This window comes from Binatus sp. (SeqCode), assembly GCF_035272065.1.
In the GTDB taxonomy this organism is placed as follows: domain Bacteria; phylum Desulfobacterota; class Binatia; order Binatales; family Binataceae; genus Binatus.
In genome coordinates this window covers 75833-88447 of the sequence record NZ_DATEQZ010000025.1, presented here as the reverse complement: position 1 = coordinate 88447, position 12615 = coordinate 75833, and the positions used below count along the sequence as shown (strand labels likewise).

The 12615-nt window shown below is 62.1% G+C and carries 12 protein-coding genes and 1 pseudogene; 10 read left to right on the top strand and 3 right to left on the bottom strand.

Translation table 11 applies throughout. The features are described 5' to 3' along the window. Window positions 1-9 precede the first annotated feature (9 nt). Window positions 10-804 (bottom strand): SDR family NAD(P)-dependent oxidoreductase, encoded by a 795-nt coding sequence (locus tag VJX68_RS03455; protein WP_324094254.1) that lies wholly within the window; start codon window positions 802-804, stop codon window positions 10-12. A gap of 146 nt (window positions 805-950) precedes the next feature. Between VJX68_RS03455 and VJX68_RS03450 the strand changes: the two genes are divergently transcribed. After that, on the top strand, window positions 951-1568 hold the full coding sequence (locus VJX68_RS03450; RefSeq protein WP_324094253.1) for a DsbA family oxidoreductase: 618 nt from the start codon (window positions 951-953) through the stop codon (window positions 1566-1568). A gap of 5 nt (window positions 1569-1573) precedes the next feature. Continuing rightward, on the top strand, window positions 1574-2044 hold the full coding sequence (locus VJX68_RS03445) for a nuclear transport factor 2 family protein (RefSeq protein ID WP_324094252.1): 471 nt from the start codon (window positions 1574-1576) through the stop codon (window positions 2042-2044). Window positions 2045-2068: 24 nt separating this feature from the next. Here VJX68_RS03445 and VJX68_RS03440 read toward each other — a convergent pair whose 3' ends face one another. Continuing rightward, the gene (locus VJX68_RS03440; protein ID WP_324094251.1) at window positions 2069-2773 is read right to left on the bottom strand and encodes a class I SAM-dependent methyltransferase; all 705 of its coding nucleotides are present in this window, start codon (window positions 2771-2773) and stop codon (window positions 2069-2071) included. Window positions 2774-2841: 68 nt separating this feature from the next. Between VJX68_RS03440 and VJX68_RS03435 the strand changes: the two genes are divergently transcribed. From VJX68_RS03435 to VJX68_RS03420, 5 genes and pseudogenes are all read left to right on the top strand, one after another. After that, window positions 2842-3075 (top strand): sulfurtransferase TusA family protein, encoded by a 234-nt coding sequence (locus tag VJX68_RS03435; protein WP_324094250.1) that lies wholly within the window; start codon window positions 2842-2844, stop codon window positions 3073-3075. A gap of 67 nt (window positions 3076-3142) precedes the next feature. Beyond that, window positions 3143-3985: an alpha/beta fold hydrolase gene (locus VJX68_RS03430; RefSeq protein WP_324094249.1), complete on the top strand. Its 843-nt coding sequence runs from the start codon at window positions 3143-3145 to the stop codon at window positions 3983-3985. Between the two features lie 9 nt (window positions 3986-3994). Then, window positions 3995-4681 carry a DUF2461 domain-containing protein gene (locus VJX68_RS03425; RefSeq protein WP_324094248.1) on the top strand — a complete coding sequence of 229 codons (687 nt, stop codon included), beginning with the start codon at window positions 3995-3997 and terminating at the stop codon, window positions 4679-4681. A 468-nt stretch (window positions 4682-5149) separates the two neighbouring features. Beyond that, window positions 5150-5359 (top strand): annotated as a pseudogene (locus VJX68_RS19270) (zinc ribbon domain-containing protein); the annotation flags it as partial. Window positions 5360-5371: 12 nt separating this feature from the next. After that, on the top strand, window positions 5372-8623 hold the full coding sequence (locus VJX68_RS03420; protein WP_324094247.1) for an adenylate/guanylate cyclase domain-containing protein: 3252 nt from the start codon (window positions 5372-5374) through the stop codon (window positions 8621-8623). Window positions 8624-8628: 5 nt separating this feature from the next. Here VJX68_RS03420 and VJX68_RS03415 read toward each other — a convergent pair whose 3' ends face one another. Beyond that, on the bottom strand, window positions 8629-9858 hold the full coding sequence (locus VJX68_RS03415) for a D-alanyl-D-alanine carboxypeptidase family protein (protein WP_324094246.1): 1230 nt from the start codon (window positions 9856-9858) through the stop codon (window positions 8629-8631). Window positions 9859-9975: 117 nt separating this feature from the next. On the opposite strand from VJX68_RS03415, the gene VJX68_RS03410 reads away from it, so the two are divergent. The 3 genes from VJX68_RS03410 to VJX68_RS03400 are packed head-to-tail and all read left to right on the top strand — an operon-like array spanning window position 9976 to window position 12570. Next, window positions 9976-11286 carry a glycosyltransferase gene (locus VJX68_RS03410; protein WP_324094245.1) on the top strand — a complete coding sequence of 437 codons (1311 nt, stop codon included), beginning with the start codon at window positions 9976-9978 and terminating at the stop codon, window positions 11284-11286. Window positions 11287-11307: 21 nt separating this feature from the next. Further along, entirely contained in the window at window positions 11308-11718 is a 411-nt protein-coding gene (locus VJX68_RS03405) for a hypothetical protein (protein ID WP_324094244.1), read from the top strand. 39 nt (window positions 11719-11757) lie between these two features. Next, entirely contained in the window at window positions 11758-12570 is an 813-nt protein-coding gene (locus VJX68_RS03400; RefSeq protein WP_324094243.1) for an alpha/beta fold hydrolase, read from the top strand. Window positions 12571-12615 lie beyond the last annotated feature (45 nt).

The window sequence follows — 12615 nt, the reverse complement described above, 5'->3', positions numbered from 1 at the left end:
CCGCTGTTTCTAGTTCGAAGTTTCCGGCGACACTCCGGTCGGCGTGATACCGCCCGCCAAGCCGCCGCCGTCGATCGCGATCAATTCGCCGTTGACGTGATTGGACGCGTCGGAGGCGAGAAATACGGCGAGCGGACCGAGTTCGCTGTCGTCGCCGCCGCGGCCGATCGGAATAAATTTGCCGCCCTTGAAGAACACCATCATCTCTTGATTGTGAGGAAAGATGCCGGGGACGATGCAGTTGGTCTGGATGTTGAAATGCGCGTAGGTCAGCGCCATCGAGCGCGTTAACTGTATCGTGCCGCCCTTCGAGCACGCGTACATGAAGTTGTGCTTGCCGCCGCGCAGCCCGTAGCCCGACGCGATGTTGATAATCTTGCCGCGCTTCTGCTTGACCATGTGCGGGATCACCGCGCGGCATCCGTAGAACTGGCTGCTGAGGTTGGTGTCGATGCCACGGCGCCATTCGTCGTCAGTGATTTCCGGGAGCTGTTTGCCGAGAGTGCCGTCGCCGCCGCCGGCGTTGTTAATGAGGATGTCGATTTTGCCGAACTCTTTGAGAGCCGCCTCGGCGAGCGCGTTCACTTGGACGGAGACGGTCACATCGGTCGGCACGATGAGGCACTTGCGCCCGGTTTTTTTCACGGCTTCGGCGGTCTCGTCGAGCTGCGACTGGGTGCGCGCGGCGGCGACGATGTCGGCGCCGGTCTCGGCGAACTTCACCGCCATCGCGCGGCCGAGGCCGCGGCCGGCGCCGGTGATGATGGCGACTTTGCCGTCGAGCTTGAGAGAATCGAGAATCATTGCGTCACCTCAATTGAAATCGCGCGCCGCGGCCTTGACAGCTAATTAACATAGCCGCGACATTGCGGAAAATGACGGCTAAGACTGCGCGGCGGTTTTGACGGCGCTCAAGTGTGGGCCCTATATTGTGCGGAGAGGATCGAGTTATGGCGCTGAAGATCGTGATGTTCTCGGACTACATCTGTCCATTCTGTTACGTCGGCTTCGAGACGATGCGGCGGCTGAAGCCGGAATTCGATTTCCAGATCGAATGGCGCGGCTTTCAGATCCATCCCGACTGGCCCGCCGAAGGAATTCCGGCCGACAAGTTACGTGGGGCTGGTGACGGCGCGACGCGACAGGCGCTCTGGAAGCGGATCAGCGGTATGGCCGAGGCGGTTGGATTTTCGATGAAGCCGCCCACCGTGTTCACCAACTCGCGCGCGGCGCTGGCGGCGACCGAGTTCGCGCGCGAGTCGGGACGCGATGAGGCGCTCGAAGAGCGAATCTACCGCGCGTACTTCAACGACGGCGAGAACATCGGCGACGCGGGCGTCGTTGCGCGGCTGGCGGGAGAAGCGGGACTCGAGGAGGGCGAGGTGGCGGATGCGATAAGATCGCCCAAGTATGAATTGCGGCTGAAGAACAATTCGCTGGCCGCACATCAGCGGGGAGTCAGCAGCGTGCCGACGTTTTTCATCGGCGAATTCCCGCTGGTGGGCGCGCAGAGCCTCGACGCCATGCGCGCGATCCTCAAACGTGCGACCGAAAGATTCGCGAGCTGACGACAATGGCAAAATCAATCGAGCAGCGCGTTCGGGAGCTGGAGGATCGCGACGAGATCAAGGAACTGACGGCGCGATATTGCTGGCACGTCGCGCACGGCGAGGGCGAAGCAGCTGCGAACCTGTTCACCGACGACGGCGTGCTCGACGTGACTGGCGGCGACTTCAAACCGGTGCGCGGGCGCGAGGCGCTGCTGAAGTTCTATCGCGCGTCGGTACGCGAGCCGGAGGTCGCATTGCCGTTCATCCAGAATCACATAATCGAGCTGAGCGGCGACGAGGCGCGCGGGACTTGCGCGATTGAGGCCCGCTTCGCGCGCAACGGCGAAAGCGTCACGGCGGCTGGCTACTACGAAGATAAATATCGGCGCGAGCGCGGGCGATGGCGCTTCGTCGAGCGCAAATTGTTTTTCCATCACGTGGTCCCACTCAAACAAGGATGGGCCGAAGCAAAAGGCCAAAGCCGCAAAGTGTAGCCCACTTAAAACTGGGTGCAGGGGTCACCCCTGCCGTGGGTGCGCGATGTAGAGGCCACGGCCCATCAGGCCCTCGGTGTCGTAGCGCACTTGCATCTTCGCCGACTCGAATGCGCGGGTCATTTCGTCGCGCGTGAACAAACCGAGCTCGAGCCGCTCGCTATAGTGCTCGATGCCGTCGGGCGTGCCCCTGAGATAGTGCATGAGCACGACGGATAGATTGCCCTCCCGGCCACTGAGGCTCATGCGGCAGACTTTGTCAGCGCCGATTTCGCCGGCATGAATGAAAGTATTGCCGGATTTCCAACCGTCCGGAGTAATCCAGGGCTCGACGATGAGCACGCCGCCGGGCTTTACGTGACGCGCCATGCTTGCGATCGCACGATTCATGCGATCGATGGTGCGCACGTAGCCGATCGCGCTGAAAAGGCAGGTCACCGCGTCGTAAGTCGTCGCAAGATCGAAATCCGTCATGTCACCGCGCGTGTAGCGTCCGGCGGGATTCTTCACGCGCGCGGCGCCAAGATAGTTTTCGTTGAGATCGACGCCGTCGACCGCGTAGTGCTCCTTCAGAAATTTGTCGTGCTCGCCGGTGCCGCACGCCACGTCGAGAATCGTGCGTGCTCCCGGCGCGGCCACCGCAATCACGGCGCGCAGAATCTCGCACTCGCGCGCGTAGTTCTTGAAGTGATAGATGGCGTCGTAGAGCTCGGAGCTTTCGAGAAACATCGCGCCAGCTTAGCGATTTCGCGCGGCAGATTCACGGGCGCGCGCGGTGTGGTAAGAATCATGCAGGCATGGAAGCGCGCGACAAAACCGTTCGCCTCGACCTGCGAGGCGTCAAGTGTCCGCTCAACTGGGCGCGTGCGAAAGTACGGCTCGAGCAGATGGCACGCGGCGAGGTGCTCGAACTGACGCTCGATGATCCGCGCGGCGCGCGCGACATCCCGAGCGCCGCGGAGGCGGAGGGCTACGCGGTGCTTGAATCGACGGCGCGCGACGGCATCTTCCACCTGCGCATCGAGCGGTAGCTCCTCATACTGGTTCGCGTAGCGAACGGTTTGCACCTGGCGGGCGTTCGCGTTAGTGATTTCGCCCATGCGGGTAAGTATTGGCGACGTTCGACTGTTCTTCGATGTAGAAGGCGCGAAGCTGCGGCCCGACGGCGTGAAGATGCGCGAGGTGCCGACCGTAGTCCTGCTGCACGGCGGACCCGGCTTCGATCATTCGAACTTCAAGCCTGACTTCTCGCGGCTCGCGGAGGCCGCGCAGGTCATCTATCTCGACCATCGCGGCAACGGGCGCAGCGATCACGGCGATCCGGCGAAATGGAATCTCGCGCAATGGGGCGACGACGTGCGCGCGTTTTGCGCGGCGCTGGAGATCGAGCACCCGATCGTGCTCGGCGTCTCGTTCGGCGGCATGGTCGCGATGTCGTATGCGACGCGCCATCCTGAGCATCCCGGCAAGCTGGTGCTGAGCAGCACGGCGGCAGTATCGCGGCAGGATCGATCGCTGGAAATGTTCGAGAAGCTGGGCGGGCCGGATGTGCGCGAGGTGGCGCGGCGATTTTTCGACAATCCAGGGCCGGAAGCGATGGCCGACTATCAGAAAAAGTGTCTGCCGCTGTACAACCGGACTCCGTCGCCGCCCGAGTTTATTCAGCGCGCGGTGATGAATCCGAAGTTGATGGCGGAATTTTTCCTGCACGAATCGCACACCTTCAACTTTCTGCCCGACCTTGGAAAGATAAAGTGCCCGACGTTGATTACCGCGGGCGAACTCGATCCGATCCTGCCTGTGGCTGACTCGAAAGATATCGCCGCGGCGATGACGCCGGGTATGGCGCGGCTCGAGGTGTTCGAGAACGCGGGTCACGGGGTGCATCGCGATCAGCCGGACCGCTTCTTCAAAATCTTCAACGAATTCATTGAGGCGTGAGTCGGAGCGATGGCACAGCGGTACTTCACTCCGCGATTTTTTGAATTTTTCGAGGAACTGAGCCGCAACAACAATCGCGACTGGTTCATGGCGAACAAGCCGCGCTACGAGCGCGACGTGCGCGAGCCGATGCTCGCATTCATCGCGGACTTCGCGCCGCGCCTGCGAAAAATCAGCCCGAACTACGTCGCCGATCCGCGCCCGACGGGCGGATCGATGATGCGCATCTACCGCAACCTGCGTTTCTCGCGCGACAAGACGCCGTATCACACCAATGCGTCGGCGGCGTTCGGTCATCGCGACGGCGCGCACTTCAATTCGCCGTCGTTCTATCTGTCGCTGTCGCCGGCGGAGGCTTTCGCCGGCGTTGGCGTGTGGCATCCGCAGGCGGACACAGTCGCCAAGATTCGCGACGCGATCGTCGCGCGGCCCGCGAAATGGAAGGGCGCCATCGACGATCGTAAATTCAAGGCGCGATTCGAAATGATGGGCGACATGCTGTCGCGTCCACCGAAGGGCTACAGTCCCGAGCATCCGATGATCGAGGATCTCAAGCGCAAGGACTTCATCGGCGGCACAGAGTTCACGCGCAAGGAAGTCTGCTCGGCGGAGTTCATGGATTTGTTTTCCAAAGCGTGCGCATCGTCGGCACCGTTCATGAAGTTCCTTACCGAGGCGATGGGCCTCAAGTGGTGAGTTCGCGCGATCCGTCATGGCCGCCATACCCTAATTTCTACCACTAATAGTGGTTCGATGGTGGCGACACCACCATCGGTAGTTTCGTTCCGTCAAATTTTGTTTTCGGAAATCATGGCGTCAGGCGCTGAAGGAAGGTGCTTGAGGCCGGAACGTTTGGAGTAACCTGAGAGCAGTCCATGCGGTTAAGCATAGCGCGTTCTGTGCGCGACTTGGCAGGCTGAAAAGTTCACCCCCCTGAGGATTTGTCGGATTTCGGGCAGAAACAGAATCTTGAATCGCGCGCGAAAATCGCGCGCTGTAATCCCCCTCACCCGCGCCTTCGGCGTGGCCTCTCCCGCGACTAAGCGGGCGAGGCGGGTAATCGGTGGCGCGGAACGCGACACCCTAATTCGACCCTCACCTTAATCCTCTCCCTAGCAGGGAGAGGGGAAGAGCTTCGAGGTGGGGTACGCGTAACTCTCCTCGATGGGCGAGGAGACAGAGAGGCGGTTGCGCTCTTCAGTTAGACCGATAGGCCAAACCCTCGTTGCCGAGATAAGCTCATTCGCGATGCGATGCTCTAGTTGCGGGACGGAGAATCCGGGCGGGATGAAGTTCTGCGGCAATTGCGGGGCTGCGCTTCGTAACCGGTGTCCGCGCTGCGGACTGGGGAATCCGCCCGAGTTCAAATTTTGCGGTGAATGCGGGATGGCGTTGACGGGGGCTCAGGAAGCCATCGCGAGCGAGAGGGGCGCTACGCCAGTTGTCGGACCTTCGGTGCGGGTGCGGCTCGAACAGGCCGCCGCGGACGAGGCCGGCGGCGAGCGCAAGACGGTAACGGCGCTGTTCGCCGACATCAAGGGATCGATGGACCTGATGGAAGGGCTCGATCCTGAAGAGGCGCGGGCGATCGTCGATCCGGCGCTGAAGCTGATGATCGACGCGATGCATCGCTACGACGGGTACATCGTGCAATCCACCGGCGATGGAATTTTCGCGCTGTTCGGTGCGCCGGTGGCGCATGAAGATCATGCGCAGCGCGGACTCTTCGCGGCGCTGCGCGTGCAAGAGGAGATGGCGAAATATTCCGCAGGCCTGCGGGCGGCGGGAAATCCGCCGGTCGAAATTCGCGTGGGGCTCAATACCGGAGAGGTGGTGGTGCGCTCGATCCGCACCGACGACGCGCACACCGAGTACACGCCAATCGGGCACTCGATGAGCCTGGCGGCGCGGATGCAAACGCTCGCGCCGACCGGGTCAATCGTCATCACGGAGCAGACACAAAAACTCACGGCCGGCTACTTCGACCTGAAGCCGCTCGGCCCGGCGCGAATCAAGGGCGTGAGCGAGCCGATTAACGTGTACGAAGTGATCGGAATCGGCCCGCTGAGGACGCGGCTGCAGAGGTCGGCGTCGCGCGGGTTGTCGAAGTTCGTGGGCCGGCGCGCCGAGATGGAGCAACTCGACAGAGCGCTCGAGTTGGCGCGCGGCGGACATGGTCAGATCGTGGCGGCGATGGCCGAGGCGGGCGTCGGTAAGTCGCGCCTGTTTCACGAATTCAAGATGCGCCGGCAGAGCGAGTGCCTGGTGCTCGAGGCGTTCTCGTTCTCGCATGGCAAGGCGTCGGCGTACCTGCCGGTGGTCGATTTGCTCAAGAGTTACTTTCGAATTGCCGATCGCGACGATGCGCGGACGCGGCGCGAGAAGGTCACGGGCAAAGTGCTGGCGCTCGACCGCGCGCTGGAAGATACGCTGCCGCATCTATTCGCGCTGCTCGGAATTCCGTCGGGCGACGCGCGGCTCGACGAAATGGATCCTTCGATTCGGCGCCGCCGGACGCGCGAAGCGGTCAAGAGTCTCATCGTGCGCGAGAGCCTCAACCAGCCGCTGATTCTAATTTTCGAGGACCTGCACTGGGTCGATGCGGAGTCGGAGGCGTTGCTCAACCTGATGGCCGACTCGATTGGCACTGCGCAAATCCTGATGATGGTCAACTATCGGCCCGAGTACCGCCACAACTGGGGCAACAAAACCTACTACACGCAGATGCGGCTCGATCCGCTGGAACCCGACAACGCGGCAGAGCTGCTGAGGGCGATGTTGGGCGACGACACCGCGCTCGATTCGTTGAAGGCGACGATCATCGAGCGCACCCAGGGCAATCCGTTTTTCATGGAAGAGATGGCGCAGGTGTTGTTCGACCAGGGCGTGCTGGTGCGCGACGGCGCGGTGTCGCTTGCCAAGCCGCTCACGTCGATCGAAATACCGTCGACTGTCAAGGGAATCCTGGCCGCGCGAATCGACAAGCTGGGGGCGGCGGACAAGGACCTGCTGCAATCGCTGGCGGTGATCGGCAAGGAATTTCCAATCGGGCTGGTGCGGCGCGTGGTCGGGAAGCCCGACGACGAGCTTGCGCCGATGCTGTCGAACCTGCAGGCGGCGGAGTTCATATACGAGCAGCCGGCGTTTCCAGAAAACGAATACACCTTCAAGCACGCGCTGACGCAGGAAGTTGCTTACGACTCCGTGCTGATGCAACGGCGCAGGACTATTCACGAACGCACAGCGGCGGCGCTCGAAGAGATGTTTGGCGCGACGCTCGATGATCACCTGGCAGAACTGGCGCATCACTACAGCCGCAGCGCCAACGCATCCAAGGCGATCGAATATTTGCGCCGCGCGGCCGAGCAGGCGGGGGCGCGGTCGGCATACAACGATGCGATCGGCTACGCGCGCGAGGCGTTGCGCCTGATCGCTACGATGCCCGAATCGCGCGAGCGCGATCAGGTTGAGCTCAAGATCCAGATGATGCTGGGGCCGCTGATCGTCGCGGTCCAGGGATTTTCTTCACCGGAGCTGGCAATCAACATCGAACGCGCGCAGGAACTCTGCCGCCGCGCCGGCGAGACGCCCGAGGTCTTCGGCGTGTTGGCGGCGCTGTGGAGCTTCGATCATGCCAACGGACAATTGCGCGAGAGCCGCGTGCTCGCGGATCGACTGCTCGCGATGGCCGGGCGCATGCAGACCGATCTCGCGTTGGGGGTGGCGCACAACGCGATGGGAGCGACGCAGCTCTGGATGGGTGAATTTCCCGCGGCGCGCGAACACCTGGAGATCGCCGGCACAGTCTTCGACCGCGATCTTCCACGCTACCTGCCGATGATGCAGACGCCGGTCACACCGTCGCGCTGCAATCTTGCGTGGGCGCTTCATATGGCCGGTTTCCCGGATCAGGCGAAACGCCGGATGGATGAGGCAAACGAAATGGCGGTGCACCTTCGCCGTCCCTTCAGCGTCGCGTTCGCCAACCTGTACGCTATCGTGCTGATGCATTTCCGGCATGAGTATGCCGACGTGCGGCCCCGTTCGGAGGCGCTGATCGAACTATCGCGCGAAAACGGACTTCCCTTCTGGCTGGCGGCGGGAAAGATGTGTCTTGGGCGCACGATTGCCGGCGAAGGCGAGTTTCGCGGCGATGAAGCGGCGATGACGTCCGGACTGGCGATGCTGAAAGAGGCTGTCGAGAGCCTGGCCGCAAGCGGCGCCGATCTGATCTACACGTTCTCATTCGTCATGCTGGCGGAAGTGTATCTTACGATGAAGCGGATCGACGAATGTCTGCGAGCGCTCGACCAGATTGCGCAGCGGATCGAGCAGAAGGACCATCGGCTGCTCGAGGTTGAAGTTCACAGGCTCCGCGGCGAGGCGATGCTACTGCGCCGGGACGGCGCCGCCGATGCCGAGCGATGTTTCCGGCGCGCAATCGAGATTGCTGTGAGCCAGCAAGCGAACTCGTGGAGACTTCGAGCAGCGACGAGCCTCGCCCGGTTGTTGATGAAAACGGACAGACGCGATGACGCTCGTGCGATACTGGCGCCGGCCTTCGCGCAATTCACCGAGGGATTCTATACCAGCGATCTGCGCGAAGCGAAAACGCTACTCGAGGAATTGGAAGCTTAGCGCCTTTACAGCATCCGGCCGATCTTCTGACGCAGGCGGCCGAAAAATCCAGCGCGAGCGACTCCCGCTTTGGTTATGATCGGAATCGTCGCTTGCGGCTTGCCGCCGAGCAGGACCGTCAGATCGCCAACCGAGCCGCCGGGCTGAACGGGAGCTTCCACATATCTCACCGCGGGCTCGAACTGGACGGTCACCTTGGTCTCTTCGCCGCGGCCCAGCGTGAACACTGCGTCGCCGTTGGGCCCTATCGCGACGGTCTCGGCGACGCCATCGTGCACCGGTATCGTCGTGGGCATCGCTTTTTTCAAATCCGGCCGGTAGCTGACGAAAGTGCGAAACGCCCAATCGACCAACTTTTCGGATTCGGTGACGCGCCGCGCCTCGCTCGGCGCGCCCAACACGGCCGACAGCAGATTCATCCCGTTCGAGGACGCCGAGGCGACGAGGTGATAGCCCGCTTCGTCAACGTGGCCGGTCTTAATCCCGTTAACCCGCTGGTCGTGGAGCAGCAGCTTGTTGAAGTTGGGCTGCGAGATTTTGTCGAACGTGAATTCCTTGGCCGACGTGTACGTGATCGCTTCCGGATGATGATTCACGAGCGAGTGGGCAAGCGCGACCATGTCGGCCGCGGTCGTGAACTCGCCTTCCTCGGGCAATCCATCGGGGTTGTTGAAGTGCGTCTCCTTGAGTCCGATTTCGTTCGCCTTGTCGTTCATCATCTGCGTGAACGCGTCGGTGCTGCCAGCGAGACATTCCGCGAGCGCCACGGCGGCGTCGTTGCCCGACGACACCATCAGGCCAAAGAGGAGATCGTTGACGGCGACCTTCTGCCCGACGCCGAGAAACATCCGCGAGACGGTGTCGTTCATCGAGAGCCGCCAAGCCTTTTCGCTGATCGTGACGTCGGTCGTAGGCGCGATCTTGCCGGCCTTCAACGCGTCGAGGGTGATATAGAACGTCATGATCTTGGCGAGGCTGGCGGGCTGCATTTTCTCATGTTCGTTGTACGCGTACAGCACCGCGCCGGTGTCGGCGTCGATCATGATGGCGGCCTTTGCGTCGAGGGCGAACGGCGCAGGCCGGTCTCCGAGCACGTGAATGGCGGTCAGCGGAACGGCGGGCGCTTCTTCGGGCGCGTGCTTTGGCGCGGTGGGATGACGGTGAATGACTCTTGCAAACGACGGAGTGGAACTCGCCGCCAGAATCGCGATCGCGGCAACGGCAATAGTTTTCAAAATTGATTTTTCCCGCACGCCCGTTCTCATCTGACTCAAGAGATTACTACGCGAGCGCCCGGCGCGCGACGTTCCGCTTATTCCCTTTTCTTCGAGCATAAAGGAAACTGAGCCCGCATGGATGTCTCCGTAATTTTACCGGTCATGAACGAGGCCGAGAACCTGAGGGTCTTGATCCCCAGGCTCATCGCGTCGCTCGAGCGCGAGCGGCTTACCCACGAGATCGTCGTGGTGGATGGTCCCTCGACGGACGGCACTCGCGAAACGGCGGAGGCGCTCGGTGCACGAGTCGTTGGGGAACGCAAGCGCGGATATGCGGGCGCGCTGGAGACCGGGATTGCCGAGGCGCGCGGTGACTACTTGCTGACGCTCGACGCCGACCAGTCGCACGATCCCGATTTCATCATCAAGATGTGGCGGGCCCGAAAGCGCGCGGACATCGTGGTCGCGTCGCGCTACGTGCTTGGCGGTGTCGCCTACTCCGACTTCATCCGCCGCTCGACGAGTTGGTTTCTGAACCAGGCGTTGCGGCGGATGCTCTCGATACCGGTGCTCGACATGTCCAGCGGATATCGCCTGTACCGACGCGAGGTGTTCGCGGAGCTGGAACTCACGTCGGCGAATTTCGAGGTGCAGGAAGAAATCCTGGTCAAAGCCCACGCCAGCGGCTTCAGCGTCGTGGAAATTCCGTTCACCTATTTTCCGCGCGGCGCGGGGCGCTCGCACGCCAAGCTGTTCAGCTTCGGATGGAAGATTTTCCGTTCTTCGCTATCGCTGTGGAAAATCCGCAACTCGCTGGCGTCCGCCGACTACGACGAACGCGCCTACTACAGCCTGATTCCGCCGCAACGTTACTGGCAACGCCGCCGCCATCGGATCACCGTGCTATGGGCGCGCGGCCTGGGCCGCGTGCTCGATGCGGGATGCGGCTCGAGCCTGATCGTGCAGAGCCTCAACAACGTGGTGGGCATGGACTTCAACTACGCCAAGCTCCGCTTCCTGCGCCGCTACGAAATCCCGCTGGTCAACGGCTCGGCCTTCGCGCTGCCATTCAAGGACGGTTCGTTCGACTGCGTGATGAGCTCCCAGGTCATTGAACATATTCGATACGACGAGTCGATTTTCGGTGAGATGCACCGGGTGCTCCGGACCGGTGGCACGCTGATCCTCGGCACGCCCGACTACGCGACGATTGGCTGGCGGATTATCGAGCCGGTTTACGGCTTCCTGATGCCGGGCGGATACAAGGACCAGCACATCACGCATTACACTCTGGAGATGCTCCGCGAGATCCTGGCGCGCTATGGAATCGTGATCGAGGAGACCGCCTACATCGCGCGCAGCGAGCTGATCCTGCGATGCCGCAAGGCTGGACGCGAGAAGCGTGCCGTGGCCGCCGTAAGCGCGGATGCCTCGACCGCAGCCTGAATCGGAGATCGAGCCGTGGTGATGGAAAAGCACTACATCTTGAGACTTGCCGGGGCCGCGGCGCTGACGCTCGCGATTTGCACCGCGTCGTGCTCGAGCAAGAACGCGCAACCGCCGGGGATGGATCTCGCAAGCATGCAGATATCGCCCGCCGCAGCCGGCAGTTGCGAGATCGATGCGGTCAAGATGTGCCAGGCAGAAGGAGGGTCCGCGGCGCCGTCGCCGCAGCCCTCGATGATGGGTTCATACGGGTCGCCTAACGCTCCCGAGTCGATCGAGTTTCAGATTCCTGCGGGCCAGGCTATCAAGCTGATGTGCTATTACGATCCGCAGCATAACTCGGTCTATCGGGCCGACGCGACGGCGCAATCCCCGCTGACCGGAAACTCCGTCGAGTACATGAAGAAGCAGGGATTCTGCACTAACAAATAGCGCGGACGGCCGGCGGCGCAGTCCGGAAAGGAAATCGAAATGCCAAAGATTCAAGTCGGCGAACTCAACCTCAACTACGACGTGGCCGGGAAAGGCGAGCCGCTACTGCTGATCATGGGCCTCGGCGCCAGCTCGGCGCAGTGGGATCCCGAGCTGGTAGCCGAACTCGCGCGCACGTTTCGCGTGATCACCTTCGACAATCGCGACACCGGGCAGAGCGACAAGCCCGACGCGCCGTATTCGATCGAGATGTTCGCCGATGACGCGGCGGGGGTGCTCGACCGGCTCGAGGTTGCGCGGGCGCATGTTTTTGGCGTCTCGATGGGCGGGATGATCGCGCAGGAGTTCGGTCTTCGGCACCAAAAGCGTGCGGCGACGCTCACGCTCGGATGCACCACGGCGGGCGGAACGCACTCGGTGCCGCCGCCGCCCGAATCGTTAAAAATTCTGACCGCACCGCGCGAAGGTGTGTCGCCGGCGGACGTGATTCGGCGCGGATGGCCGCTAGGGCATACGCCGAAATACATCGCGGAGAATCGCTCCACGCTCGAGGCCGCGATTCCGCGCCTGCTCAAGTATCCGACTCCACCGTATGCGTTCCAGCGCCAGCTCGAAGCGACCTACACGCTGAAGACCTTCGATCGCCTGCCGCAAATCAAGGCGCCGACACTGGTTATCACGGGCGCCGAGGACGTGCTGCTCCCGGCGAAAAACTCCGAGATAATCGCGGCGCGGATACCCGGCGCGAAATTGCACATCATCCCGGAAGTAGGCCACGCGTTCATGGATGCTCGCGAGGAATTTTTGAAGGTGTTTCTGCCGTTCGTGAAGTCGCACCCGATGGCCGCGTAGGCGCCGATCGTCGCGGCGCTTGCGCGATGCGTGGTGGGCGGCATT

Bases quoted from the DNA above. Each gene is read 5' to 3' on its own strand.
- VJX68_RS03400 (WP_324094243.1), top strand. From the start codon at position 11,758: ATGCCAAAGATTCAAGTCGGCGAACTCAACCTCAACTACGACGTGGCC.
- VJX68_RS03420 (WP_324094247.1), top strand. From the start codon at position 5,372: ATGGCGTTGACGGGGGCTCAGGAAGCCATCGCGAGCGAGAGGGGCGCT.
- VJX68_RS03410 (WP_324094245.1), top strand. From the start codon at position 9,976: ATGGATGTCTCCGTAATTTTACCGGTCATGAACGAGGCCGAGAACCTG.
- VJX68_RS03430 (WP_324094249.1), top strand. From the start codon at position 3,143: ATGCGGGTAAGTATTGGCGACGTTCGACTGTTCTTCGATGTAGAAGGC.
- VJX68_RS03425 (WP_324094248.1), top strand. From the start codon at position 3,995: ATGGCACAGCGGTACTTCACTCCGCGATTTTTTGAATTTTTCGAGGAA.
- VJX68_RS03405 (WP_324094244.1), top strand. From the start codon at position 11,308: ATGGAAAAGCACTACATCTTGAGACTTGCCGGGGCCGCGGCGCTGACG.
- VJX68_RS03435 (WP_324094250.1), top strand. From the start codon at position 2,842: ATGGAAGCGCGCGACAAAACCGTTCGCCTCGACCTGCGAGGCGTCAAG.
- VJX68_RS03445 (WP_324094252.1), top strand. From the start codon at position 1,574: ATGGCAAAATCAATCGAGCAGCGCGTTCGGGAGCTGGAGGATCGCGAC.
- VJX68_RS03455 (WP_324094254.1), bottom strand. From the start codon at position 804: ATGATTCTCGATTCTCTCAAGCTCGACGGCAAAGTCGCCATCATCACC.
- VJX68_RS03450 (WP_324094253.1), top strand. From the start codon at position 951: ATGGCGCTGAAGATCGTGATGTTCTCGGACTACATCTGTCCATTCTGT.
- VJX68_RS03440 (WP_324094251.1), bottom strand. From the start codon at position 2,773: ATGTTTCTCGAAAGCTCCGAGCTCTACGACGCCATCTATCACTTCAAG.